This is a genomic window from Mesorhizobium sp. C264A, from assembly GCF_040324515.1.
GTDB lineage: Bacteria > Pseudomonadota > Alphaproteobacteria > Rhizobiales > Rhizobiaceae > Mesorhizobium.
Window position 1 is genome coordinate 463,270 of the sequence record NZ_JAMYVY010000002.1, and the last position, 24,712, is coordinate 487,981.

The 24,712-nt window shown below is 63.4% G+C and carries 21 protein-coding genes; 7 read left to right on the forward strand and 14 right to left on the reverse strand.

The features are described 5' to 3' along the window. Window positions 1-132: 132 nt before the first annotated feature. Window positions 133-1,389 (forward strand): Hsp70 family protein, encoded by a 1,257-nt coding sequence (locus NKL04_RS21300; protein WP_023699496.1) that lies wholly within the window; start codon window positions 133-135, stop codon window positions 1,387-1,389. Window positions 1,390-1,393: 4 nt separating this feature from the next. On the opposite strand, the gene NKL04_RS21305 is transcribed toward NKL04_RS21300, so the two are convergent. Continuing rightward, window positions 1,394-2,293, reverse strand: coding sequence for a LysR substrate-binding domain-containing protein (locus NKL04_RS21305; RefSeq protein ID WP_023699495.1), 900 nt, complete (start codon window positions 2,291-2,293; stop codon window positions 1,394-1,396). 278 nt (window positions 2,294-2,571) lie between these two features. On the opposite strand from NKL04_RS21305, the gene NKL04_RS21310 reads away from it, so the two are divergent. The 3 genes from NKL04_RS21310 to NKL04_RS21320 are packed head-to-tail and all read left to right on the forward strand — an operon-like array spanning window position 2,572 to window position 7,171. Beyond that, window positions 2,572-5,502 carry a molybdopterin oxidoreductase family protein gene (locus NKL04_RS21310; protein WP_023699494.1) on the forward strand — a complete coding sequence of 977 codons (2,931 nt, stop codon included), beginning with the start codon at window positions 2,572-2,574 and terminating at the stop codon, window positions 5,500-5,502. Further along, window positions 5,499-6,227 carry a 4Fe-4S dicluster domain-containing protein gene (locus NKL04_RS21315; RefSeq protein ID WP_023699493.1) on the forward strand — a complete coding sequence of 243 codons (729 nt, stop codon included), beginning with the start codon at window positions 5,499-5,501 and terminating at the stop codon, window positions 6,225-6,227. Before NKL04_RS21310 ends, NKL04_RS21315 begins: the two co-directional genes overlap by 4 nt. 5 nt (window positions 6,228-6,232) lie before the next feature. Then, a complete protein-coding gene (locus tag NKL04_RS21320) occupies window positions 6,233-7,171 on the forward strand; it encodes a dimethyl sulfoxide reductase anchor subunit family protein (protein WP_023699492.1) in 939 nt (312 codons plus the stop codon). 12 nt (window positions 7,172-7,183) lie between these two features. On the opposite strand, the gene NKL04_RS21325 is transcribed toward NKL04_RS21320, so the two are convergent. Next, window positions 7,184-8,062, reverse strand: a complete 879-nt coding sequence (locus NKL04_RS21325) for a LysR substrate-binding domain-containing protein (protein ID WP_023699491.1) — start codon at window positions 8,060-8,062, stop codon at window positions 7,184-7,186. A gap of 94 nt (window positions 8,063-8,156) precedes the next feature. On the opposite strand from NKL04_RS21325, the gene NKL04_RS21330 reads away from it, so the two are divergent. Further along, a complete protein-coding gene (locus NKL04_RS21330) occupies window positions 8,157-9,128 on the forward strand; it encodes a quinone oxidoreductase family protein (protein WP_023699490.1) in 972 nt (323 codons plus the stop codon). 4 nt (window positions 9,129-9,132) lie between these two features. Here the strand turns inward: NKL04_RS21330 and pdeM are convergent, their stop codons facing one another. Together pdeM and NKL04_RS21340 are read right to left on the reverse strand one after the other, a co-directional pair. Further along, window positions 9,133-9,849 carry a ligase-associated DNA damage response endonuclease PdeM gene (pdeM, locus tag NKL04_RS21335; RefSeq protein WP_023699489.1) on the reverse strand — a complete coding sequence of 239 codons (717 nt, stop codon included), beginning with the start codon at window positions 9,847-9,849 and terminating at the stop codon, window positions 9,133-9,135. Then, the gene (locus NKL04_RS21340; RefSeq protein ID WP_245271328.1) at window positions 9,846-12,350 is read right to left on the reverse strand and encodes a ligase-associated DNA damage response DEXH box helicase; all 2,505 of its coding nucleotides are present in this window, start codon (window positions 12,348-12,350) and stop codon (window positions 9,846-9,848) included. The genes pdeM and NKL04_RS21340 overlap by 4 nt, the downstream gene beginning before the upstream one ends. Between NKL04_RS21340 and NKL04_RS21345 the strand changes: the two genes are divergently transcribed. Further along, on the forward strand, window positions 12,258-12,452 hold the full coding sequence (locus NKL04_RS21345; protein ID WP_245260071.1) for a hypothetical protein: 195 nt from the start codon (window positions 12,258-12,260) through the stop codon (window positions 12,450-12,452). The two genes, NKL04_RS21340 and NKL04_RS21345, sit on opposite strands and share 93 nt — an antisense overlap. A 141-nt stretch (window positions 12,453-12,593) precedes the next feature. Here NKL04_RS21345 and NKL04_RS21350 read toward each other — a convergent pair whose 3' ends face one another. The 3 genes from NKL04_RS21350 to NKL04_RS21360 all read right to left on the reverse strand — a co-directional run bounded on the left by NKL04_RS21350 (window position 12,594) and on the right by NKL04_RS21360 (window position 15,257). Beyond that, window positions 12,594-13,454, reverse strand: coding sequence for a C40 family peptidase (locus NKL04_RS21350; protein ID WP_023699487.1), 861 nt, complete (start codon window positions 13,452-13,454; stop codon window positions 12,594-12,596). A 28-nt stretch (window positions 13,455-13,482) separates the two neighbouring features. Then, window positions 13,483-13,833 (reverse strand): MarR family winged helix-turn-helix transcriptional regulator, encoded by a 351-nt coding sequence (locus NKL04_RS21355; RefSeq protein ID WP_023699486.1) that lies wholly within the window; start codon window positions 13,831-13,833, stop codon window positions 13,483-13,485. A 62-nt stretch (window positions 13,834-13,895) separates the two neighbouring features. Beyond that, the gene (locus NKL04_RS21360) at window positions 13,896-15,257 is read right to left on the reverse strand and encodes a leucyl aminopeptidase family protein (RefSeq protein ID WP_023699485.1); all 1,362 of its coding nucleotides are present in this window, start codon (window positions 15,255-15,257) and stop codon (window positions 13,896-13,898) included. Between the two features lie 237 nt (window positions 15,258-15,494). Here NKL04_RS21360 and NKL04_RS21365 point away from each other — a divergent pair, with 237 nt between their 5' ends. Beyond that, window positions 15,495-16,316, forward strand: a complete 822-nt coding sequence (locus NKL04_RS21365; protein WP_023669594.1) for a tetratricopeptide repeat protein — start codon at window positions 15,495-15,497, stop codon at window positions 16,314-16,316. Between the two features lie 113 nt (window positions 16,317-16,429). Here NKL04_RS21365 and NKL04_RS21370 read toward each other — a convergent pair whose 3' ends face one another. The 7 genes from NKL04_RS21370 to cpaB form a co-directional block, all read right to left on the reverse strand. Next, a complete protein-coding gene (locus NKL04_RS21370; protein ID WP_023696714.1) occupies window positions 16,430-17,446 on the reverse strand; it encodes a type II secretion system F family protein in 1,017 nt (338 codons plus the stop codon). Between the two features lie 40 nt (window positions 17,447-17,486). Further along, window positions 17,487-18,500 carry a type II secretion system F family protein gene (locus tag NKL04_RS21375; protein ID WP_023669592.1) on the reverse strand — a complete coding sequence of 338 codons (1,014 nt, stop codon included), beginning with the start codon at window positions 18,498-18,500 and terminating at the stop codon, window positions 17,487-17,489. 155 nt (window positions 18,501-18,655) lie between these two features. Further along, a complete protein-coding gene (locus NKL04_RS21380) occupies window positions 18,656-20,164 on the reverse strand; it encodes a TadA family conjugal transfer-associated ATPase (protein WP_023688717.1) in 1,509 nt (502 codons plus the stop codon). Window positions 20,165-20,250: 86 nt separating this feature from the next. Continuing rightward, entirely contained in the window at window positions 20,251-21,534 is a 1,284-nt protein-coding gene (locus NKL04_RS21385) for a CpaE/TadZ family protein (protein WP_023699484.1), read from the reverse strand. A gap of 55 nt (window positions 21,535-21,589) precedes the next feature. Beyond that, window positions 21,590-22,327 (reverse strand): CpaD family pilus assembly protein, encoded by a 738-nt coding sequence (locus NKL04_RS21390; RefSeq protein ID WP_023699483.1) that lies wholly within the window; start codon window positions 22,325-22,327, stop codon window positions 21,590-21,592. 13 nt (window positions 22,328-22,340) lie between these two features. Continuing rightward, window positions 22,341-23,852 carry a type II and III secretion system protein family protein gene (locus NKL04_RS21395; RefSeq protein WP_023699482.1) on the reverse strand — a complete coding sequence of 504 codons (1,512 nt, stop codon included), beginning with the start codon at window positions 23,850-23,852 and terminating at the stop codon, window positions 22,341-22,343. Continuing rightward, a complete protein-coding gene (gene cpaB / locus NKL04_RS21400) occupies window positions 23,849-24,661 on the reverse strand; it encodes a Flp pilus assembly protein CpaB (RefSeq protein ID WP_023688721.1) in 813 nt (270 codons plus the stop codon). The genes NKL04_RS21395 and cpaB overlap by 4 nt, the downstream gene beginning before the upstream one ends. Window positions 24,662-24,712 lie beyond the last annotated feature (51 nt).

Sequence of the window (24,712 nt, forward strand, 5' to 3'; positions counted from 1 at the left end):
GTCTTGCGATAGACCGCCGCCTCCCAACCCTCGGGTAACACGCACAATCATTCGGCAGAACGGTCAGGCCTCTGGACGGCGCGCGCCTTGCGGACGCCTGCCACAGCGACGACCCAATGACAGGAGGCTGCAATGCACCAGGCATTTGGCGGCATCGATTTCGGCACGTCCAATTCTACGGTGGGCGTGATCCGCAACGGCCAGGCACGGCTGGTGGCGCTGGAAGGCGGACAGCCGACATTGCCAAGCGCGGTTTTCTTCAACTTCGAGGACGGTCACACCTATTTCGGCCGCCGCGCCATTGCCGACTACACCGATGCCATCGAAGGCCGGCTGATGCGGTCGCTGAAGAGCGTGCTCGGCAGTTCGCTGGCGCATGAGAAGACGCGGATCAAGGCCCGGCAGATCGGTTTCATCGACATTGTCGGCATGTTCGTCGGCCATTTGAAGAAGCGGCTTGAGGAAGATGCCGGCGCTCCGGTGGAGAACGTTGTGCTCGGCCGGCCGGTGCAATTTGTCGACGACGATGTGGAAGCCGATGCCAAGGCGCAAAGCGAGCTTGAAAAAGCGGCGCGCGCGCAAGGCTTCAAGCACATCGCCTTCCAGTTCGAACCGATTGCGGCTGCACTCGACTATGAGCAGGACGTGAAGCGCGAGGAACTGGCGTTGATCGTCGACATGGGCGGCGGCACGTCCGACTTCTCGATCGTGCGCGTTTCGCCGCAACGCGCCCGCTCACGCGACCGCAAGGACGACATCCTCGCCAACCGAGGCATTCATATTGGCGGCACCGATTTCGACCGGCTGCTCAGCATCGCCCATGTCATGCCCAAGCTCGGCTATCTCTCGCCCACAAAAGACGGCAAGCGCAACCTGCCGGCGAGCTATTTCATTGATCTCGCGACGTGGCAGCGCATCAACCTCGTCTATACTGCCAAGGCGATGACGCATCTGAGGCAAATCCGCTTCGAGGCCGTCCGCGCCGACCTTGTCGACCGCTTCATCCATATTGTCGAGCACCGTTACGGCCATGCGCTGGCCGGCCTCGTCGAACGAGCCAAGATCGCGCTGACGGATCAGGCTTCGGCCGATGTAACGGTGGCGCTGCCTGGCGCGCATTTCGCCGCCGAGATCTCGCGGACCGGCCTGGAAGAGACCATCGCCGCCGACATCGAGCGGGTGTCCGCTACGGTGCGGCAGACGATTGCCGATGCTGGCGTGAAAGCGTCCGACATCACCGCCGTGTTCCTCACCGGCGGCTCGACCGCCATCCCGCTGGCACGGCGCGAAATCCTGTCGCTGGTGCCGCAAGCCGCCGTTATCGAGGGCGACATGTTCGGTTCGGTCGGCCTTGGCCTGGCGCTGGATGCACAGCGGAAGTTCGCCTGATCGCTTACGCCGGATTGCTGACGGCCTCAGCGCCGAGATGCGCCTTGAGCGCCATCTGGGCGAGGCTTGCCTGGCGGTCGCGATGGGTGATCATGGCGAAGTCGCGCTTCGGCAGTTCGAGCGGCACCGACCGGAGACTGCCCTCGGCGACGGCGCGTCCGACGACGAGGTCCGAGATGATGGTGGCGCCGGCGCCGGCCTCGACCGCCTGGCGAACCGCCTCGTTGCTCGGCAGCACCAGAAATATCTGCAGGTCGCCAAGCGATATCCCCTCGCGGCGGGCCAGGTCCTCCAGCACCTCGCGCGTGCCCGAACCACCCTCACGGATGATCCAGCGCAGCCCTCTGATATCCGGGCGGCCCGGCGCGATCTCGGCGATTTCGGGATGCGAGGCGGCGACGACCAGCATCAACCTGTCGACGTCGACCTTGGTGCGGCGGAGGATGTCTGACTCGGTGCGCCCCTCGACCAGACCGAGATCGGCGGTGCCGTCGAGCACATTGGCCTCGACCTGCCTGGTGTTGCCGATGCTGACGCTTAAGCGCACCGCCGGGTAGGCTTCATGGAAAGAGGCCAGCCTGCGCGGCAGCCAGTAGCTGGCGATGGTCAGGCTGGCGGCGATCGACAGGCTGCCGGCGACCGTCTGCGAGACATGCTCCAGCACATTTCGGGCGGCGGCGGCGCGTTCCAGCACCGCCTTGGCCTCGGGCAGGAAACGGTGGCCGGTCTGAGCCAGCTCGATGTTGCGGCCGACACGGTTGAACAGATGAACGCCATGCTGCTCTTCCAAAGCGCGGATAGCCGCCGACGCCGCCGACTGGGAGATGCCCAAAAGCTCCGCCGCCTTGGTCATATGGCCGCGTTCGGCAACGGCAACGAAAATGCGCAACTGGTCCAGCGTCATGTGTGCATTAAGAACCAATTCCGATCGAATTTACAAGAACAACTGATTAGACGGATCGATAGCTTTATTCTACTTTTTCAGTCGAAGTTAGAAAGAATTCGCCAACAAATCGCGGCCAACAAAATGATCGGGCGGTTCAGATCCCTGTTTGCGCATTGGACCCGTGGCCTCAGGCGGCGGCTGGCCGGCGATCGATATCATCCTGAAGAACACTATATGCGTGGCCCCGGACCGAAGACGCGGGCCAAATTCGCAGGTAGCAAAAGCACGCCGGCATCATGAACCCAGCTGCGCCGCGCGGAGCCAATTCCGCACCGTCGCAACGGCCGCTTGGCGATACACGCGCGCCTGATGAAGGCGACGGCGTCGACACCTCGCCCGCTATCTCCGACAGCATCGCCAAGACCACCTGTTATATGTGCGCCTGCCGGTGCGGCATCGACGTCCACATCAAGGACGGCAAGGTGCGCTACATCAACGGCAACAAGGCCCATCCGGTTAACCGCGGCGTAATCTGCGGCAAGGGCAGCTCCGGCATCATGCAGCACTACAGCCCGGCGCGGCTGAAGAAGCCGCTGTTGCGCAGCGGCCTGCGCGGCTCGGGCGAATTCCGCGAGATCGAGTGGGAGGAAGCGTTTTCGATTGCGACCGGGCGGCTATCGCATATCCGCCGGACCGATCCGAAAAAGCTCGCCTTCTTCACCGGGCGCGACCAGTCGCAGTCGCTGACCGGCTGGTGGGCGAGCCAGTTCGGCACGCCGAACTTCGCCGCCCATGGCGGCTTCTGCTCGGTCAACATGGCGGCCGGCGGGCTCTACACGATCGGCGGCTCGTTCTGGGAGTTCGGCGAGCCGGACTGGGACAATACGAAATACTTCATGCTGTTCGGCGTCGCCGAGGACCATGATTCCAACCCGATCAAGATCGGCTTGGGTAAACTCAAGGCGCGCGGCGCCAAGGTGGTGTCGATCAACCCCTGTCGCACCGGCTACAACGCCATTGCCGACGACTGGATCGGGATCCGGCCCGGCACCGACGGCCTCTTCGTCTTCGCCCTAATCCATGAACTGCTGAAGGCAGGCCGCGTCGATCTCGATTATTTGCTGCGCTACACCAACGCCCATGTGCTGGTCATCCAGGAGCCGGGTGCGGCGGACGACGGGCTGTTCCTGCGCGACAGCGACAACAATCTTCTCGCCTGGGACAGAGTGGCGAAGACAACCGTCAACGCAGCCGATGCGGATGCGAAACCGGCGCTGACCGGCAGCTTCACGTTCGCCGGCCGCCGTTGCGTGCCGGTGTTCCGGCTTATCGCCGACCGCTACATGGACGACAGCTACGCACCCGATGCGGTCGCGGCACGATGCGGCATTCCGGCCGACACCATCCGCCGGATCGCTGCCGAACTCGCCCACGTCGCCTTCGAACAGACGATCGAACTGCCGGTTGCGTGGACCGACTGGGCCGGACGGCGGCACGAGACGATCAAGGGACGGCCGGTGTCGATGCATGCCATGCGCGGCATCTCGGCCCACTCCAACGGCTTTCACTCCTGCCGTGCCATCCACCTGCTGCAGGTGCTGCTCGGCACGGTGGACGTGCCCGGTGGCTTCCGTTTCAAGCCCCCCTACCCGCGCTCGGCGCCGCCGGGACCGAAGCCGGCCGGCAAGGTGGTCAGGCCGATGACGCCGCTCGACGGCATGCCGCTCGGCTTCGTCTGCGGGCCGGACGATCTCCTGGTCGACGAGGCCGGCACGCCTTTGCGCATCGACAAGGCTTATTCCTGGGATGCGCCGCTCGCCGCGCATGGGCTGATGCATACGGTCATCCGAAATGCGTGGGCCGGCGACCCGTACCCGATCGACACGCTGATGATGTACATGTCGAACATGGCTTGGAATTCCTCGATGAACACCGTCGAGACCATTGCCATGCTCACCGACCATGACGAAGCGGGTAACTACAAGATCCCCTTCATCATCTATTCCGACGCCTATTATTCCGAGACGGTGCCGTTCGCCGATCTGGTGCTGCCCGACACCACCTATCTCGAACGTCACGACTGCATCAGCCTGCTCGACCGGCCGATCAGCCATGCCGACGGGCCGGGCGACGCGATCCGCCATCCGGTGGTCGAACCCGACCGAGATGTCAGGCCGTTCCAATCGGTGCTGATCGAACTCGGGGCGCGGCTGGACCTGCCCTGCTTCATCAACGATGACGGATCCGCGAAATATCGCGACTATGCCGACTACATCGTCAATCACGAGCGCACGCCCGGCATTGGCCCGCTCGCCGGCTGGCGCGGCAAGGACGGCACGTCTGTCGGCAAGGGCGAAGTCAATCCCGACCAGCTGCAGCGCTACATCGACAATGGCGGCTTCTGGCACCAGGATTTTGCTGAGGACCAGCGCTATTACAAGATGGCCAACCGCCCCTATCTCGACTTCGCAGAGCAGATGGGGTTCATCCCCAAGGCCGAGCCGATCGTGTTCCAGCTCTATTGCGAACCGATGCAGCGCTTTCGCCTCGCCGCGCGCGGTCATGGTCGCGTCCAGCCGCCCGAGAGCGAACGCCAGCGCATCGAGACCTATATGGATCCGCTGCCGTTCTGGTTTACGCCGTTCGAAGAGGCCGCGGTCGATCCGCAGAAATATCCGCTGCATGCGCTGACGCAGCGGCCGATGCACATGTATCATTCCTGGGGCTCGCAGAATGCGTGGCTGCGGCAAATCACCAGTCAGAACCGCCTGTTTGTGCACCACCAGACCGCGGCAGATCTCAGTCTCGTCGACGACGACTGGGTGTGGATCGAAAGCATCAACGGTCGGGTTAAGGGGCAGATCAAGCTGGTCGACGGCGTCAATGCGGATACGGTCTGGACCTGGAACGCCATCGGCAAAAGGCGCGGCGCCTGGGGTCTGAAGGACAACGCTGCCGAGAGCAATCGCGGTTTCCTGCTCAACCACATTGTCGGCGACCAGACATCGGCTGACGCGAAAGGCAAACGCTATTCGAATTCCGATCCGGTGACCGGCCAGGCGGCGTGGTTCGACCTCAGGGTACGCGTTGTCAAATGCTCTGATGAGGAAGCCGGCTTCACCGAACCGCAATTCGAGCGTTTCAGCCAGCCGCCAAATGTCGAGCCTTCGCCCGACATCCTTCGCTTCGGCGCCGAGTTCCGCGTCCATAGGGAAGCCGTGGAATGACCTGCCTTCCCGCCCATACAGACAAGAAGCTTGGCCTAGTCATCGACCTCGACACCTGCGTCGGCTGCCAGGCCTGCGTCACCGCCTGCAAGGAGTGGAACACCGGCGGCCACATGGCGCCGCTGACCGACATCAACCCCTATGGCGGCGATGTCGACGGCGTCTGGTTCAACCGCGTGCACAGCTACGAGCACACGACCGAAGCGGGCGGTCGCACGGTCAACTTCCCCCGCTCCTGCCTGCACTGTGAAACGCCTGCCTGCGTCACCGTCTGCCCCACCGGCGCCTCCTACAAGCGGGCGTCGGACGGCATCGTGCTGATCGACGAAAGCAAATGCATCGGCTGCAAACTGTGCAGCTGGGCCTGTCCCTATGGCGCGCGCGAATTCGACCCCGATGTTGGCGTGATGAAGAAATGCACGCTGTGCGTCGACCGCATCTACAATGACAATCTGGCCGAGGAAGACCGCGTGCCGGCCTGCGTAGCCGCCTGCCCGACCAGCGCCCGGCATTTCGGCGATCTCGGCGATCCCACCTCGGCTGTCTCGCAATTGGTGGCGGAGCGTGGCGGCGTCGACCTGATGCCGGAGATGGGCTACAAGCCGACCAACAAGTACCTGCCGCCGCGCGCCCGGCGTGCCGCATCGGTGCCGGCGGCAAGGCTCGACCCGGTCAGGGCCGAAGGCGGTTTCCTCGGCTGGGTCGACCGCATGCTTTCGAACTGATATCCATGCATCCTGCCGCCTCGGTCGTTTTCTTCACCACTGCTACAGGAGCGGGCTACGGACTGCTGGCGCTGCTTGGCGTGCTGGGCGGGCTGGGCTTCATCCCGGCCGATTTCTGGCTTGGCATTATCGGAATGGGGCTGGCGCTTGGGCTGATTGCTGCCGGCCTTTTGTCTTCGACCGTCCATCTCGGCCGCCCCGAACGCGCATGGCGCGCCTTCTCGCAATGGCGCAGTTCGTGGCTGTCGCGCGAAGGCGTGGCTTCGGTGGCAACCTTCATTCCGGCCGGATTGTTCGGCATCGGCTGGGTGTTCTTCGGCCACACCGGAGGCTGGATGGCCATCGCCGGGTTTCTCGCAACTATCGGCGCAATCGTCACCGTCTGCACCACCGGCATGATCTATGCCTCGCTGAAGCCGATCGCGCAGTGGCATAGCCCGTATACGCTGCCGGGCTATCTCATCTTTTCGGCGATGACCGGCAGCGTGCTGTTGAACGCGCTGCTGCAGGCTTTCGCCATCAGCCCGACCGCCGTTGCGGTAGCCGCCCTGCTGCTGACCTTGCTCGGCTGGGGCTGGAAGCAGGCGACGTGGCGATACAATGACGCGCTGGAGATCGCGACCACCGCCAACGCGGCGACAGGGCTCACTGGCGGCACAGTGCGCTCGCTGGAATGGCCGCACACCGAGGAGAACTACCTGCTCAAGGAAATGGGTTTTCGGATCGCGCGCAAACATGGCGCAAAGCTGCGGCTGATCACGCAGTTGCTGGCTTTCGCCTTGCCTGCCCTGCTGCTGCTTTCTGTCTTATTCGCTTTGCCCTGGCCATTCGCAGCGGTGCTGTCGGTGCTTGCGGCAATCGTCCAGTTCGCCGGCATGCTGGTCGAGCGCTGGCTGTTCTTCGCCGAGGCCAAGCACACCGTCACCCTCTATTACGGCCGGTAGAGCGTCCCGCCGTCAGGCGGCCCGTGCTCGTGGCGCCGCCGGCAAATCCTTAAGCAGGATTTCGATCGCGGCATCGATTACAGCTGTCCTGCGGTCGTGCGCGTAAAGGCCGTATTGGACCGTGAGCGGCTCGGGCAGGCCGGCTGACGTCTTCAGCACCCGCATCGAAGCGGTACGCACGGATTCGGGCGGAAGCAGTCCAACGCCCAGTCCGTTCTCGATCACGGCCTGAAGGCCGGTGACGCTCTGGCACGACAGGACGATCCGGTGCTCCCGACCGGCGGCGACCAGCGCCTCGATCATCCGCCTGCGCCAAGGGCAGGTTGCGCCGAAGGCGGCGAGATCGAGTGGCCGGTCATGGTCCAGCACATAGTCCTGGGCGCAGACCCACTGCAGTTCGACGTTCCATGTCGTCACGGCATCGGCCGCGACGACGGATGTCGGGGCAATCATGACATCCAGCGCATCCTCGCTCCACAGCCGTCCCAGCGCGACGCTGTGCTCGACCATCGCGTCGAGGCTGATGTCGGGATAGGTGCGATGCAGCCGCCCAAGCGCGGCCGAAAGCGCGGCCGTGGTGACCTCTTCGGCAAGACCAATACGCACGCCGCCGCCAATGCTAGCCTGCTGCAGACGCGCCACCGCTTCATCGCCGAGAGCGAGGATGCGGGTCGCGTATCCCAGAAAGAGCTCGCCTTCCGCAGTCGGCACAACGCCGCGGCCGGTGCGCTGGAACAGATGCCGCTGGAGCAGGCCCTCGAGCCGACGCATCTGCATGCTCATCGCCGATTGGGTCTTGCCGGTCTGCGCGGCGACCCTGCTCAGGCTACCTTGCCGGCAGACCGCGACATAGGTGCGGAGAAGGTCGAGGCCGATCTGTTCAGATATCATTTTGTTTGAACTCTGATGTCATAGGTATCAGTCTACAATGATATCTCGCCACGCGCTATCTCACACTCAAGAGAACAGCGCAGGAGAGAAAACCATGAAAGCGATCCGTGTTCACCGCCATGGCGGGCCAGATGTGCTCGCCTACGAAGATGTCGACATCGGCCAGCCCGGACCGGGCGAGGTGCGCGTGCGCAACCGGGCGGTCGGTCTCAACTTCGTCGACATCTATTTTCGCACCGGCGAATACGCGCCGCCCGCTCTGCCATTCATTCCCGGCAATGAAGGCGCAGGCGAAATCGTCGCCGTCGGTGAAGGCGTCAGCGGCTTCGCGCCTGGCGACCGAGTCGCCTATGTCGAGACCCTCGGCGCCTATGCCGAAGAACGCATCGTGCCGGCGCATTTCGTCGTGCATCTGCCCGACGCCATCGATTTCGAGACGGGCGCGGCCATGATGCTGAAGGGGCTGACGGCGCAATATCTGCTGCGTCGCACGTTTCGCGTCGAGGCGGGCCATACAATTCTGGTGCATGCCGCAGCGGGCGGCGTTGGCCTCATCCTGACGCAATGGGCAAAGCATCTCGGCGCCATCGTCATCGGCACGGTCGGTTCACCCGAAAAGGCCGAACTTGCGCGCGCCAATGGCTGCGACCATGTCATCGACTACAGCAAAGAGAATTTCGCCGCACGGGTGAAAGAGGTCACCAACGGCGAGGGCTGCCACGCCGTCTATGACGGCGTCGGCAACGCGACCTTCCCGGCCTCGCTCGACTGCCTGCGGCCGTTCGGCACCTTCGTCAGCTTCGGCACAGCGTCGGGATCGATCCCGCCCTTCGACATCATGCTTTTGATGCAGAAGGGTTCGCTCTTCGCCACCTGGCAGTTGCTGTTCCATCATCTCGCCAGACGTGAGGACGTCGTCGCCATGAGCGGGGAGCTGTTCAGCGTCGTGCTCAGCGGCGCAGTGAAAATCCCGGTGCACACAAGCATGCCGCTTGCCGAAGTGGCGGAGGCGCATCGCCGGCTCGAAGCACGGCAGACGACAGGCGCAACCGTGCTTATACCGTAGAAACTCAGCCCGGCCGCAGCATCGAACCGGAAATGGCGAAGATGCGCGCGGCGCCCATCATATAGGCTATCAACGTCTCGCGGCGGAACAGGCCGGCATAGGCGCGGTCGAGCACGTTGAGCGAGCCGGTATAAGCGCCGAAGGCCGGCATGATCATGCGGCCGCCATCGCCGGCAAAGCAGCGCCGCCGCACCGAGCGGCCCTGCTGGACGATGCGGGCGCAAGGGTGAAGATGGCCGGCGACTTCGCCCTCGGTTCTTATCTTCGACGGCTCGTGGCGGAACAGCAGCGAGCCGATGGCGAGTTCGCGCACCGTCTCGCCGGGCAAATCCGCCGGCGCTTCCGGGTCATGGTTGCCGGCGACCCAGAACCAGTCGCGGCCGGCCATCAATGCTTCCAGCCGATCGCGGAAGGTTTGATGCATGCGCTCGGCGCCGCCGCCGTCGTGGAAGGAGTCGCCCAGGCTGATGACGATGGCCGGCTGGTAGTCCGCGATTACCGCCTGCAGCCGGAGCAGAGTGGCGTCGGTATCGTAGGGCGGGATCAGTGCGCCGCGCCTGGCGAAGGACGAGCCCTTTTCCAGATGCAGGTCGGAGACCGCGAGCAGCCTCAGATCGGGGAAATAGAGCACGCCGCGCGAATCACAGACCGCGCGCTCGCCCGCGATGCCGACAAAGTCGGCCTCGGCGATCAGCGATGCCCGCGCCAGCGAAAAATTCATTCCTCAACCATCCCAGGACCCATGGCTTCCTCGACCAAAGTCGCGGCATCCATCAGCAGCGTTTCGTCGGCCTCGCCGTTCACCGGCATCTTGCCGATTTCGAGCATGATCGGCACGGCCAGCGGCGATATCTGTTCGAGTGCCTTATGCACGATTCGACCCTGGATACGCGAGAGCATGTCGGCAAGTCTGCTGACATCGAGCAGACCGGTCGCCGCGTCGGCGCGCGTCGCCTGCAGCAGGATGTGGTCGGGTTCATGGCTGCGCAGCACGTCATAGATCAGATCGGTCGAGACGGTGACCTGGCGGCCGCTTTTCTCCTGGCCGGGGTGACGCTTCTCGATCAGGCCTGAAATCAGCGCGCAGTTGCGGAAGGTGCGCTTGAGCAGCCAGCTGTCGGCCAGCCAAGCCTCGAGGTCGTCGCCCAGCATGTCCTGGTCGAACAGAGCGCCAAGCGAAGGTTTCCGCGATTTGAACATCGCGCCCATATCGCCCAGCGACCAGATGGCCAATGCGTAGTCGGTGGCGACGAAGCCAAGCGGCCTGGCGCCGGCCCTGTCCAGGCGGCGGGTGAGCAGCATGCCTAGCGTCTGGTGCGCCAGCCTGCCCTCGAAAGGATAAGCGACGAGATAGTGACGGTTGCCGCGCGGAAAGGTCTCGATCAAGAGGTCGTCGCGTTTGGGCAATACCGATTTGTTGGCCTGGAACCGCAGCCAGTCCGATACCTGCTCGGGCAGCTTCTTCCAGCGCTGCGGGTCGTCCAGCATGGCGCGCACCTGCTCGGCGAGGTAAGTCGAAAGCGGAAATTTGCCGCCGCCATAATAAGGAACCTTGGCGTCGCTTCCCGGCGCATTCGAGACGAAGCATTCGTTCTCGCGGATGCCTTCGAAGCGCAGCACTTTGCCGGCAAACATGAAGGTGTCGCCATGCGTCAGCGTTTCGAGGAAGGCCTCCTCGATCTTGCCCAGAGCTCGGCCGCCGTGCGAAGCCGAGCCTTTGCTGCCGGCCTTGACGTAACGCACATTGAGCGCCGGCACCTCGATGATGGTGCCGACGTTCAGCCGATATTGCTGCGCGACGCGGGGATTGGAGACCCGCCACATGCCGTCCTTGTTGAGGCGGATGCGGGCGTAGCGCTCGTAGTTCTTCAGTGCGTAGCCGCCGGTGGCGACGAAATCAATGACGCGGTCGAATGTCGGCCGGTCGAGGCTGGCATAGGGCGCTGCTGTCAGCACTTCCTCGTAGAGATCGTCGGCGCGAAACGGCGCTCCGCAGGCGCAGCCCAGCACATGCTGGGCCAGCACATCGAGCCCGCCATTGACCAGCGGCGGCGTATCCTGGGCGCCCAGATAGTTGGCGTCCAGCGCTGCCCGGCACTCCAGCACCTCGAAACGATTGGCCGGGATCAGGATCGCCTTCGACGGCTCGTCCATGCGGTGATTGGCGCGGCCGATGCGCTGCGCCAGCCGGCTGGCGCCCTTGGGCGCGCCGACATGGACGACCAGATCGACATCGCCCCAATCGATGCCAAGGTCGAGCGTCGAGGTGGCGACGATGGCACGGAGCGCGTTTTCCCCCATCGCCTTCTCGACGCGTCGGCGCTGGGCGACATCGAGCGAGCCGTGATGCAGCGCGATCGGCAAGGTATCCTCGTTGACCCGCCACAATTCCTGAAACAGCAGCTCGGCCTGGCTGCGGGTGTTGACGAACAGCAGGGTGGTCTTGTGGCGCTTGATCTCGCGGTAGATTTCCGGCGTCGCATAGCGCGCCGAATGGCCGGCCCATGGCACGCGCTCTTCCGAATCGAGGATCGAGATTTCGGGCTTCGCGCCGCCGGTTACGACGATGAGCTCAGACATATCGGGACTTGCCAGGCCTTTGGGCGGATTCTGGCTCACCAGCCAGCGCCGCAACTCGTCGGGCTCGGCCACCGTTGCCGACAGACCGATCGTCTGCAGGCCGGGCACGATGCTGCGCAGCCGCGCCAGCCCGAGCGCCAGCAGATGGCCGCGTTTCGATGTCACCAGCGAATGCAACTCGTCGAGCACGACATAGCGCAGATCCTCGAAGAAGCGCCCGGCATCGCCGGCCGCAATCAGCAGCGCCAATTGCTCGGGCGTGGTGAGCAGGATATCGGGCGGCGCCAGCTTCTGGCGCTGCCGCTTGTGGGAAGGCGTGTCGCCGGTGCGCGTCTCGATGGTGACGGGCAGGCCGATCTCCTCCACCGGCTTGCCGAGGTTGCGCTCGATGTCGACGGCCAGCGCCTTCAGCGGCGAGATGTAGAGCGTATGGATGCCGCGCCGTGCCATACCGGCTTTGCGTCTGGGGCGGTTGGCCAGTTCGGTCAACGATGGCAAGAAGCCGGCCAGTGTCTTGCCGGCGCCGGTCGGTGCGATCAAGAGCACCGATTGCCCGGCTTGAGCCTTCGCCAGCAGCTCGATCTGGTGAGCGCGCGGCGACCAGCCTTTTTCGCCAAACCATCTGATGAATGGCTCGGGCAGAAGGACGGCGGCATTTTGTTTGGCAAGGCGCGGCTGCTCGGTCACGCGAAAGAGGTAGCGCGACGGCGCGCGATCGCCAAGGAAAATCGGAACAAAAGGTGATCGGGTGAGTTGCCCTCACCCCGTACGGGGAGAGGATGCCGGCAGGCACGTGAGGGACAGCGCGAGCTTTCAATCGCTGGCGCCGCCCCTCATCCGCCCTTCGGGCACCTTCTCCCCGTGAACGGGGCGAAGGAAGAGGCGCTAAGGCCGCCGAAACCCAGTCGGCCCGCCATAGAGATACCCAATCCGATCAACCGCATCCTTCAGCCCTTCGCGCGAGACCAGCATGGTGTGGCCGTTGGCGTGGATCATGGTCTCGGCGTCGGTCATAACGGCGACATGCCCCTTCCAGAACACGAGGTCACCGCGTTTTAGCCCGGCATAATCGGATCCCGGATCGAGCGGCTCGCCCAGGCCTGCCGCCTGCATGTCGGAATCTCGAAGCACATTGCGGCCGGCCATGCGCATGGCCAGTTGCACGAGGCCAGAACAGTCGATGCCGAAGCCGGAGGTGCCGCCCCAGAGATAGGGCGTGCCGATAAACATCTCGGCGACCGAGACATAGTCGGCGGCGATGTCACTGACCGGGCAAATATGGCCGGCGCTCAGCGCCTCGCCGGAGGGCAACAGCGCATAGTGCGTGCCGCGCGTTTCGGCGGCACCGGTTACCGTCACCGTCGAGCCCATTGACAATTGGCCGCTGATCGGGAAGCGCAGATCCGGGCCAGGATAGAGGAAGGTGCGCGGCGCCGTGACGATGTGGGTTGGCGCATGCTCGGGTGCGCCCAGCATGGTGGCGCCGACATAGCCGACATAGCCGTCACGTTCGGCCTGGACCCAGGCCCATCCCTCGGCTTCCTCGAAGACAAGCACATCGTCGCCGAACAGAATTTGCGTGTTGACGCCGGCATCCGGGCGCGGTGCCTTGCGCACGTCAGCCACGGAGGCTGTGATCCGGGCCGGACGGCCGGTGACGAAGCGATCGGCCGACACCTCCCCTTTCAGCCTGGCATCGGCGAGGTCGGAACGGAAGGCGTGGAGGCGGGCGTCCCTGGCAGTCAAATCGGTACTCGTCTAGTTCATGGATTGATCAGATGGGCAGTTCATGAGCCTTGGCAACGATACCATCCCCGAAGCGCTCGACAAAGAGCGCGCCTTCGACCGTGCGCCGGATCAGCACATTGCGCTTGTCGAGCTCGTCGCGATGGCGCGACACCAGTTTCAGCGCACCCATAGTGTCGAGCGCGCGGGTGATAACCGGCTTGGTGACATTGAGGCGGGCTGCCAGGCCGCGCACCGTGTGCGGCGGCGGGTCGAGATAGATGGTGAACAGGATCGCCGTCTGGCGCATGGTGAGATCTGGCGCGCCGGCGCGCACCTGCGACAGCATCACCTGCTGCCACAGCCGCATCGCCTGGCTCGGACGCATCGAAATCGACATCGCCCGAGCATGACGGCAAATTGTTTCGGTTCCGTTTCAGTTTTGGTGGCCGTCTCAGGGCGTCAGGCATAGCGCCTCGAAATGACCCGCTCCAGTGCACGGATGCCTTGCGCCTCTCCGCCGGCGGGTCCGTAGGGGCGATCGGACGGGTTCCAGGCGAAGATGTCGAAGTGCGCCCAGCCCGTTGTCCGTTCGACAAAGCGCTTGAGGAACAGCGCCGCGGTGACCGAACCGGCGAAGCCGTCGGTGGTGACGTTGTTGATGTCGGCGATCTTCGACGCCAGCCTGCCTTCATAGGGTCGCCACAACGGCATGCGCCACAACGGATCCTCGACGGCCATGGAGGCCGCAGCCAGTTCGGACGCCAGCGCTTCGTCGCCAGTGTAGAAAGGCGGCAGATCGGGCCCGAGCGCGACACGCGCTGCCCCGGTCAGCGTCGCCATGTCGATCAGCAGTTCCGGCTCCTCGTCATCGGCCAGCGCCAGCGCGTCGGCCAGCACCAACCGCCCTTCGGCGTCGGTGTTGCCGATCTCGACGGTAATGCCCTTGCGGCTGGTCAGTACATCTCCAGGCCGGAAAGCGTTGCCGGCAATCGAATTCTCGACCGCCGGGATCAGGACGCGCAGCCGCACCTTCAGCCCGGCAGCCATGATCATCGAGGCCAGGCCCAGCACATTGGCGGCGCCGCCCATATCCTTCTTCATCAAGAGCATGCCCGAGGACGGCTTGATGTCGAGGCCGCCAGTGTCGAAACAGACACCCTTGCCGACCAGCGTCACCTTCGGCGCGCCTTCCGGTCCCCAAACCATGTCGATCAGGCGCGGCGCTCCGACCGAGGCCCGGCCGACCGCATGGATCATCGGGAAATTCTGCTTCAGGAGATCATCGCCCTTGATCACCGATACCTCGGCCTCGTGAGTGGCCGCCAGGGTCCGCACGGCCTTCTCCAACTCGTCCGGTCCCATGTCGCTGGTCGGCGTGTTGACGAGGTCGCGCGCCAGGAAGACGCCGTCGGCGATGCGCCGGACGCGTCCTGCATCTACGCCGAGCGGCAGCGCAAAACGCAGCGTCTTGCCTGATTTCTTTCCGTAGCGAGTGAAGACGTAACCGCCGAGCACCAAGGCTATGGCCGCGAGTTCCGGCTCGGCTGGAGCGGCGGCAAAATGCCAGTCGCCTTCCGGCAAGGCTCTCGCCAGCATGCCGACCGCCAGCGCGCCCTCGCCATCACCGACGCCGAACAAGGCGCCGGCAAGGGAACCGTTGTCGCCGGGGACGGCGAGCGTCCTACCGGCTTCGCCGGAAAAGCCGTTGGCGGCCGCCCATGCGGTCATGGAAGGCGAAAGCCCCAAGGCCTCCAGTCCATCGCTCGCGACCAGATGGACCGGCAGGGCAGTGTTTAGTGTCTCGATGAGTTCGACGGGCATTCGATGGTCTCCGGGAGGCTTGCAGGTCGTCCTCAGTCAAGTGACAGGGACGTCGGATGATTTCAACATCTATGCACAGGGGCCGGCATGGGACTGCCAGGCCAAAGGCTTCCGGCGGGCCGTTCACCGATCCGACGGCTCACTTTTTAACTGTCCGTTAGGGTTAACAGAATATTTCTGCGGGGATGAAGATGGCCACGTGAATGGCCACGCGCAGGAATGGAGAGCCCCGTGCCGATGCCCACCAACCGCAGGATGAACGTCACGGGCAAACGGTTGGTCACCACGGCACTGCTGATGGCGCTGGCGGCCGGTGTTGCCGGGTGCGGAACCAGCAAGCTCACGACCGGCTCGATCGGGCGCACCAGCGGCAAACCGCTGGAAACCATGTCGGCCAGCGAGTTGCACGGGGCGACCGGGCGGCTGGGCGAATCCTACGCAAAGAACCCCAACGACAAGCGGCTGGCGACAAATTTTGCGGCGGCGCTCCAGATGGACGGCGATGCCGACCAGTCGCTTGCCGTGATGCGCAAGCTGGCGATCGCCTACCCCAAGGATCGCGACGTGCTTGCCGCCTACGGCAAGGCGCTGGCCGCCAACGGCCAGTTCGAGCCGGCGCTCGACGCCGTGCGCCGGGCGCAGACGCCGGAATATCCGGACTGGCGGCTGATGTCGGCCGAGGCCGCCATTCTCGACCAGCTTGGCCAGAAGGATGAAGCGCGCCAGAACTACCGCAAGGCGCTGGACCTAAAGCCGAACGAACCCTCGATCCTTTCCAATCTCGGTATGTCCTATGTGCTGGAAGGCGATCTGCGCACCGCCGAGACCTATATGCGCTCGGCAGCCCAGCAACCGAATGCCGACAGCCGGGTGCGCCAGAACCTTGCGCTGGTCGTGGGACTGCAGGGCCGCTTCGACGAGGCCGAGAAGATCGCCTCGCAGGAGCTTTCACCCGAACAGGCGCAAGCCAATGTAGCCTATCTTCGCCAGATGCTTGCCCAGCAGAACGCCTGGAGTCAGCTCAAGGATCAGGACAAGGCAAAGCCGGCGACCAACTGAGCGCCGCATGGGCGCCGGCTCCGCACAGCGCAAAATCCGTCCACATCTCAAAGCTGAAAACAAGAGCCGCACTGCATTGGCAGTGCGGCTCTTTTGTATGGCTGCAACGAGGCCTACTGGCTTGAGGAATTGTGCTGGTCGCCGAAGATGCCGCGCTGACTGACCTGAATGCCGGCTGGGCCCAGAATGATAGCGAACAAAACCGGCAGGAAGAACAGGATCATCGGCACGGTAAGCTTCGGCGGCAGGGCGGCGGCCTTCTTCTCGGCGGCATTCATGCGCATGTCACGGCTTTCCGAGGCCAGCACGCGCAATGCGTGCGCCACGGGTGTGCCGTAGCGTTCGGCCTGGACCAGCGCCTGGGACACTGACTTCACCGACTCCAGGCCGGTACGAGCCGAGAGGTTTTCATAAGCCTGCTTGCGCTCCTGCAGATAAGAGAGTTCGGCGTTGGTCAGCACGAATTCCTCCGCCAGCGCCACCGACTGCGAACCGATCTCCTCGGAGACCTTGCGCAAGGCAGCCTCGACCGACATGCCCGATTCGACGCAGATCAGCATCAGGTCGAGCGCATCCGGCCACGCCGCCTGGATCGACTGCTTGCGCTTGGCGGCACGATTGTTGACGTAAAGGATCGGCGCGTAGAAACCGGCGTAGGCGACAAGGATGCAGACGAACAGTTTCACGAAGGCCGGCCGGTCAGGCAGTCCGCCGAGCACGAACAGATAGATCGCTGCCAGCGCGAAACCGACAAAAGGCAGGATCAGGCGGAAGAACAGGAAGCGGGTCAGCGGGTTCTGGCCACGAAAGCCCGCCACCTTGAGCTTCTGCAACGTGCCTTCATCGGCCAACGCACGCCGCAGGTCCAGCCTGTCGACGATGTTGCGCATGCCGATCGACTGCTCTTCGCGCAGCCCCTTGCGGCGACGATCGGCTTCATTGGCAAGCCGCGCGCGCTGCTTGGCGCGCAATTCGTCACGCTCCAGCGCCACCGATCTCATGCGAGTCTTGAGCTGATTGCCACCAAGGGCCGGCAGCACCGTGAAGACGGTCGCGAACACCGCAATGCCAACCAGCAACGCTATCAGGAAGGCAGGATCGGTCAGCGATTTTACGACTTGGTCGGTCATTCGTTTTCAGTCTTTTCGTTTCGAGCTTTCCAAGGTCGGCCTAAACTTCAAAGTTCATCATCTTGCGCATCACCAGAATGCCGATCGACATCCAGACGCCGGAACAGCCGAGGATCAGATTGCCGGTGCTGGTGGTGAACAGCGGCATGATGTAGTTCGGGCTCGACAGATAGACGAGAAGGGCGACGACAAAAGGCAGCGCGCCGATGATGACGGCCGACGCCTTGGCTTCCATGGAAAGCGCCTGGACCTTGGCCTTCATCTTCTTGCGATCGCGAAGCACGCGCGACAGGTTGCCAAGCGCCTCGGAGAGATTACCGCCGGCCTGTGACTGGATCTGGATAACGATGCCGAAGAAGCTTGCCTCGCTGCACGGCATGGTTTCAGCCATGCGCAAGGTGGCATCGGGGATGGACATGCCAATCTGCTGTGAATCGACAATCCGGCGGAACTCGGTCTTGACCGGCTCCGGCGATTCACTGGCGATCAGGCGAATGGCGTCGTTGAGCGGCAGGCCGGATTTGACGGCGCGCACGATGATGTCGAGGGCGTTGGGAAATTCGTTGAGGAACGCCTTGACCCGGCGCGCGCGGCGAAACGAGACGAACCAGCGCGGCAGGCCGAGCGCCCCCGCCAGCAGCGCGCCCGGCAGGACCAGAAGCGGCGCGCCGGCGAGATAGGCAAGCACCGTCAGCGCGATCCCGCAAATGACGGAGTAGATATAGAAACGCTCGATCGAGACCTGCATGCCGGCCTGACGAATCTGGGCCTTCAACGGCGGCTTCTTGACGGCGAGTTCGTTGGTTTTCTGCTTTTCGTCGAGCTGTTTCAGCGTATCCTGGACAGATTTACGCCGCTTGACCGCCTCCGCGACACGGTCGCGCGAAGCCTTGACGACCGAACGATCGGTCTCGGCCGCCTTGATCGTCTCGAGCCGCTTGCCGGCCTGCTTCTCGTTGCTCATCTTCGTGAACAGGAAGGCATAGGCGACCGCACCGGCGCTGAAGCCGGCGAGCACGATGAACGCCAGTACGGTGGTGTCAATTCCGAACATCGACCTCGGTCCCCAGCGCATATCGCCGTTTCAAGGAAACGGCGATATGCGCTATCGCTTTGTTTTGACGCAATTCCCAAGGGAAAGCGCTACGCGCTTTTCCCGGGAAAACCGCTTCACACTTTTCCTGGAATTGCTTCCAACCTCGATACGCGTCAGTCAGCGCGTTTCTCCATCGATTCCAGCGCATTGGCGAGGCGCTGTTCCTCGCCATAGTAGCGGGCGCGATCCCAGAAGTGCGGACGGCCGATGCCGGTCGACACGTGCTCGCCAAGCAGCCTTCCATTCGAGTCCTCGCCCTTGATGTTGTAGAGCACGATATCCTGCGTGATGATGACGTCGCCTTCCATGCCGATCACCTCGGTGATGTGGGTGATGCGGCGCGAGCCGTCGCGAAGGCGTGCTGCCTGGATGATGACATCGATGGAGCCGACGACGATTTCACGCACGGTCTTCTGCGGCAGCGAATAGCCGCCCATGGCGATCATCGATTCGATACGGTTCAGGCATTCGCGCGGGCTGTTGGAGTGGATCGTTCCCATCGACCCGTCATGGCCGGTGTTCATCGCCTGCAGCAGGTCGAAAACCTCCGGTCCGCGCACTTCGCCGACGATGATGCGTTCGGGCCGCATGCGCAGGCAGTTCTTGACCAGGTCGCGCATGGTCACCTCGCCTTCGCCCTCGAGATTGGGCGGGCGGGTTTCGAGACGCACCACGTGCGGCTGCTGCAGTTGCAGTTCGGCCGAGTCCTCGCAGGTGATGACGCGTTCCTCGCGGTCGATATAGTTGGTCAGGCAGTTGAGCAGCGTCGTCTTGCCAGAGCCGGTACCGCCGGAGATGACGATGTTGCAGCGGACGCGGCCGATGATCTTGAGGATCTCGGCGCCCTGCGGCGAGATGGCGCCGAACTTGACCAGCTGATCGAGCGTCAGCTTGTCCTTCTTGAACTTGCGGATGGTGAGCGCGGTGCCGTCGATGGAGAGCGGCGGGGCGATGACGTTGACGCGGGAGCCGTCGGGTAGGCGGGCGTCGCAGATCGGACTCGATTCGTCGACGCGGCGGCCAACCTGGCTGACGATGCGCTGGCAGATGTTGAGCAGCTGCTGATTGTCGCGGAAGCGGATGCCGGTCTGTTCGACCTTGCCATTGACTTCGATGTAGACGTTCTTGGAGCCGTTGACCATGATGTCGGCGATATCGTCGCGGGCGAGCAGCGGCTCCAGCGGGCCGTAGCCCAGCACATCGTTGCAGATGTCCTCGAGCAACTCTTCCTGCTCGGCGATCGACATTGCGAAATTTTTGATGGCGATGATGTCGTTGACGATGTCGCGGATTTCCTCGCGCGCGCTCTCGGGATCGAGCTTGGCGAGTTGCGACAGGTCAATGGTGTCGATGAGCGCGGAGAAGACCTGGCTCTTGGTGTCGTAGTAGGTTTCACTTTTTTCGCGCTGGATCTTTTTTGGCGGCTCCGGCGCCATCGATGGCGCCTCAACGGCACGGCGAGTTGGCGGGGTTCCCGGCGCTCCAGGCGGCGCTGCCGCGGGCCGGGCAAGTACCGCCATGTCCGCAGGCGTTGCAGTGGCCGGCGCCGCTGGCGCCGGTGCTGGCTGACGGAACTCCGGGGTGAACCGGCCGCCGTCGTCGGAGCCTCTTTTACCAAACATGATCGACTACCAATTCCGTCCAGAACATGACGCCGAAGCGGTTTTCGGACGACATCATGCTCTACTTCTTGATTTGGAGGGGAGCGTCATTTCTTGTTACGCGAGAGCTTGCCGAGCAGGCCGCCAAGGCCTGCCTTCTTCCTGGCCTTGATTTCGCTGCGACCGGTCAGGACATGCGCGATTTCGTTGATCATGCCGACGACCGGGCTCCTGGCATCCATCTCGCCCAGCATGCGGCCGTTGTTGGCGGCATTTCCAAACAACAACGGGTCGAAGGCGATGACCGACATCGGCGTGAGGCTGAGCGGTTCGGCGAAGTCGGAAGCGGATATCTCGGGTCGCTTCGGTACGCCGGCCTGGTTGATGATCAGTTTCGGCGGCGGATCGTTCGGGCGAAGCCGCGTCAGCATATCGACCAGATTCTTGGTGTTGCGCAGATTGGCCAGTTCCGGCGTCGCCGTGATGACGATCTCGTCAGCCTTGATCAGTGTGTTCTTGGTCCAGCCGGTCCAGACATGAGGAACGTCGAGCACCAGCAGCGGCACACTGCGCTGCGCGGTGTCGATGAGTTGCGTGAAGGCATCGGGATCGAAATCATAGACACGTTCGAGGGTGGAGGGCGCGGCGAGCAGCGACAGATGTTCGGCGCACTGGGCAAGCAGCCGGTCGAGATAGACCTCGTCAACTCGTTCGGGCGAAAATACGGCTTCGGCGATGCCTTGCGCAGGGTCCTGGTCGAAATTTATGTTGGCCGTCCCGAAAGCCAGGTCGAGATCGGCGACGACCACTTCCGACTTGAACAGCGATGACATCGCCCACGCCACATTGTGGGCGATGGTCGAGGAGCCGACGCCACCCTTGGCGCCGATGAAGGCGATCGAGCGGCCGATCGGCTCGGCTTCCGGATCGACGAAGATCGACGACACCACGGAGACGATATCGGCCATCGACACCGGCGCGATGACGTATTCGGAAATACCGAAGCGGATGAGTTCGCGGTAAAGACCGACATCGTTGTAGTGGCCGATCACCACGACTTTCGAGGAGGGATCGCAATATTCGGAAAGATGGGCAAGCTGCTCCAGCAACTGCTTCGGTTCGCTGCGCGATTCCAGCAGGATCAGGTTCGGCGTCGGCGCCGACTGGTAGAATTCGATCGCCGTGGCGATGCCGCCCATATGCACTTTCAGATGCGCCTTGGCCATGCGGCGATCCTCGCCGGCCCGCTCCACCGGATGCGCGACACCTTCCGTCTCGCAAAATGCCTGGATCGAAATACGTGGCACCGGCCGCAGCGCCTGCATCGCGGCAATATCCGATTGCGAGCTGTCGCCGCCGTCTCTGGGCGTGTCGTAGGCAAGATTGCTCATCGTCATGCTCTTTTCCGTGACTTCTCTTTCCAGTCTCTACGCGGGACTGGCGCTCCTAGTACGTCACTTCCGAATTGCCGAGGAACTCGTCCGAAATACGTCTGCCGCGATAGACGTCGATCACCGCGCCGCGGTTCTCGGCGTCGATATCGGACGACTTTCTCGGCCCGAGCAGATCGGCCGGATTGGCAAGCTGGGCGGCGAGGTTGTTCTGAGACGAGCAGCCGTAATCGGCGTAGTGCTTGTTTTCGGAGGTTGCGAGGATGTCTTCGGGCCAGCGCCCGCATTTGTCGGTCTGGGCTCTCACCGAAATATAGGAAACGCGGATAGGCGCCGAGGCTTCTGGGGAAACCGACTGGTAGGAGGTCACCACGATCCGGTTTCGCTTGATGCCGCCGGCAACCGCCAGCCTGGCGAAATCGCGCGCCGCGGCAGTCGCCGCCACCTCATTGGCCGAGCCGATCGGGATTGCGATCGTCAGCGCCGGGGCAGCGCTCCTGTCGTAGCCGTCAAGGAAGCCCAGAAGCGTGTCGCGCTGCGAGCCGGTCATGCCGCGATCGCCGGCGCCGACCGGGAGGTCCAGCTTCTGGTTCTTCTCGGCAATCACGATCGGATGCGTGGTGCGATAATCATCGGGAATCGCCCCAACCGTGATGCTGTCGCGCTTGGCGCAACCGGCGAGCGAGGCGGCGATCGCGATCGCCAGGATCGGCATTGCCGATCGGCTGATCCGGGCACGGCCGGACCGCACTGTCGCGGCGACCGCCATTGCCTTCGATGCTGACTGAGACATGTCCGCTCCCCGCTTACTTGTAGATGAAGCCGACAACGCCGTGGTAGCGGCCGTTGGGCTTGTCTGTCTGCATGGTGCCGTAGACGCGGTTGACGCGGCCAAGGAACATGGCCGGGCCATCGCCAGCGGCGTTGAAATTGTCATCCGGCTTGGCCAGGTCGTTGCGCGCCACCGGCCGCACCAGATAAGGCGTGATGATGATGACCAACTCGCTTTCGTTGCGGACGAAATCGCGGCTGCGGAACAGCGTGCCGAGCACCGGGATCTTGGTCAGTCCGGGCAAGCCGTTAACCGCCTGCCTGACGTCGTCGCGGACGAGGCCGGCTATCATCATCGATCCACCCGAAGGCAGTTCCACGGTCGTGTCGGCCAAACGTTTGCGCAGCGATATGACGTTGGTGTCTCCGAAAGAGACCGCGCCTTCGGTGGTCGGTTCAGAAACCGACGTCCTGACCTTCAGGCTGATGCGACCGGGCGACAGCACCACAGGCTGAAATTCCAGGCCGATGCCGTATTCGATTTTCTGAGCCGTCCAAACCCTGTCGGCATTCTGATTGGCGTCCGACTTGGCGTTTGTAACGGCGCTGACCATATTGTACTCGCCGCCGACCCTGAAGGTCGCCTTCTCGCCGGAGACGGCCGTCAAAGTAGGCTCGGCCAGCGTTTTCATGACGCCGGACTGCTCCATCGCAGTGATGTAGCCCTGCAGAGCCGAGGTGGCGAAATTGACCCCCGAACTCGACAACGGCTTGCCTAGGCCGGGGAAGGTGTCACTGGTCGCATTGAAGCTGATGCCGTTGGAGCTGCCTTTGCCAACCATGTTGACGCCGAGCTGCTTCATCACCGAGCGGCTGACTTCGGCCACGGTCACCTTCAGCGTCACCTGGTCGTCGCCGATGATCTGCAGCAGGTTGACGATCTTCGAGACCCGGCGTTCGGCATCCGGATTGTTGATGTCGACGCCGCCATTGGCATTGCCGCCCGCCGCGGTCTGCGAATACTGACCGGTCGTCGCTTCACCGCCGGACACGAAGATGGTTGCCAGATCGACGGCGCGCTTGGCATCGAGCGGCGTGTCCACCGTCCCGGTCAGGACGACGTTGTCGTTCAGCAACTCGACCTTGATCTCGGCATTCGGAAGGAAGCGCTTGAGATAATCTTCCAATCCGGCGACGTCGCGTTCGACGGCCAGATCCAGGCTGGCGATCTGCTCGCCATTGGGACCGAAGACGAAGATGTTGGTTTCGCCCACCGACTTGCCGAACAGATAGATCCGCCTTGCGGTGCGGGTCACCGCATCGGCGACCGCGGGGTTGGCGACCAGGATGTCGTAGGCGTCGCTCGGCAGATCGATGACCACCGATTTGTTGAGGCCAAGCTTGACACGTTGCGTGGCCGACGAGGCCGTGACCCCGACGCTCTTTCCGGCGGCCTTGGCGTAGACAAGGCCACTTGCATGGGCTCCGAGAAAAAGCAGGCCGATGGCCGCAGCCGTGGTGACCGGCAGTCTAGCGACTAACCTCATTTCCTTGCCCCTACTTCGGAAACTTCGCCCGATTTGATCAACCGCACCGTTCCGCGTCGCCCATTGCCGGAAACGAGGTAGTCGGCTTCATCGGTACCCTTTTCCTTGTTGTCGGTGATCGAGCGCAGCGCCAGCGTCAGGCGATCGGCCATCTGCTGGGCGACGGTGATGATCTCGGCCTGCTGCGGCGTCAGCTCCAGCGTCGCCGTCTGTCCGACCCTGGTCTTCTTGCCTTCCTCGTCCTCCTGGATGGTCTGATCGATCGCCAGGACGCGGATGTTCTTGAGGATGGTCTCGGTGGTGAATCCGCTACCGGCGTTGCCGGTGTCGGATCTGCGGGTCATGATGACGTCGACAAAATCGTTAGGCAGGATAAAGCCGCCTGCCGACGTGTCGGCCGAGATCGCGGTGGCGACGGCACGCATGCCGGTGGGCAGGATCGAAGACATGAAGCTCTGCCCCTCGCCGATCAGCTTGGAGCGCCGCAGCGGCTCACCGGTGTACATCGCCATGCGGGCGACGGAGCCCTTCAGCTTCTCCCGCGCTTCGGGTTCGGCGGCACGGGTGATGAAATTCGCATTGATGCCATCGGACGGCCAGGACTCCCAGCTGAGATTGTTTTCAAGCGGGCTTCCCATAGGCACGTCGCCGGAAAGCACGAGCACATCCTGCAAGGCGATGGCCGGCGCCTGCGGGGCATCGACGACGACCTGCTGGGGCGGGACCGCCACCATATTCTTGGCAACATAACCTGCACCACCCGCCGCGGCCACCGCCACGCCCAGAATGATCAGTCGGGATGCTGGCATCTGTCCGAACCCTCGCCTTTAGGCAACCACCTAGCCAGGCCGGACTTTGCA

Bases quoted from the DNA above. Each gene is read 5' to 3' on its own strand.
- NKL04_RS21310 (WP_023699494.1), top strand. From the start codon at position 2,572: ATGAACCCAGCTGCGCCGCGCGGAGCCAATTCCGCACCGTCGCAACGG.
- NKL04_RS21375 (WP_023669592.1), bottom strand. From the start codon at position 18,500: ATGTTCGGAATTGACACCACCGTACTGGCGTTCATCGTGCTCGCCGGC.
- NKL04_RS21385 (WP_023699484.1), bottom strand. From the start codon at position 21,534: ATGAGCAATCTTGCCTACGACACGCCCAGAGACGGCGGCGACAGCTCG.
- NKL04_RS21365 (WP_023669594.1), top strand. From the start codon at position 15,495: ATGCCCACCAACCGCAGGATGAACGTCACGGGCAAACGGTTGGTCACC.
- pdeM (WP_023699489.1), bottom strand. From the start codon at position 9,849: ATGAATTTTTCGCTGGCGCGGGCATCGCTGATCGCCGAGGCCGACTTT.
- NKL04_RS21305 (WP_023699495.1), bottom strand. From the start codon at position 2,293: ATGACGCTGGACCAGTTGCGCATTTTCGTTGCCGTTGCCGAACGCGGC.
- NKL04_RS21380 (WP_023688717.1), bottom strand. From the start codon at position 20,164: ATGTTTGGTAAAAGAGGCTCCGACGACGGCGGCCGGTTCACCCCGGAG.
- NKL04_RS21320 (WP_023699492.1), top strand. From the start codon at position 6,233: ATGCATCCTGCCGCCTCGGTCGTTTTCTTCACCACTGCTACAGGAGCG.
- NKL04_RS21360 (WP_023699485.1), bottom strand. From the start codon at position 15,257: ATGCCCGTCGAACTCATCGAGACACTAAACACTGCCCTGCCGGTCCAT.
- NKL04_RS21355 (WP_023699486.1), bottom strand. From the start codon at position 13,833: ATGTCGATTTCGATGCGTCCGAGCCAGGCGATGCGGCTGTGGCAGCAG.
- NKL04_RS21300 (WP_023699496.1), top strand. From the start codon at position 133: ATGCACCAGGCATTTGGCGGCATCGATTTCGGCACGTCCAATTCTACG.
- NKL04_RS21315 (WP_023699493.1), top strand. From the start codon at position 5,499: ATGACCTGCCTTCCCGCCCATACAGACAAGAAGCTTGGCCTAGTCATC.
- NKL04_RS21395 (WP_023699482.1), bottom strand. From the start codon at position 23,852: ATGAGGTTAGTCGCTAGACTGCCGGTCACCACGGCTGCGGCCATCGGC.
- NKL04_RS21330 (WP_023699490.1), top strand. From the start codon at position 8,157: ATGAAAGCGATCCGTGTTCACCGCCATGGCGGGCCAGATGTGCTCGCC.
- NKL04_RS21325 (WP_023699491.1), bottom strand. From the start codon at position 8,062: ATGATATCTGAACAGATCGGCCTCGACCTTCTCCGCACCTATGTCGCG.
- NKL04_RS21370 (WP_023696714.1), bottom strand. From the start codon at position 17,446: ATGACCGACCAAGTCGTAAAATCGCTGACCGATCCTGCCTTCCTGATA.
- cpaB (WP_023688721.1), bottom strand. From the start codon at position 24,661: ATGCCAGCATCCCGACTGATCATTCTGGGCGTGGCGGTGGCCGCGGCG.
- NKL04_RS21390 (WP_023699483.1), bottom strand. From the start codon at position 22,327: ATGTCTCAGTCAGCATCGAAGGCAATGGCGGTCGCCGCGACAGTGCGG.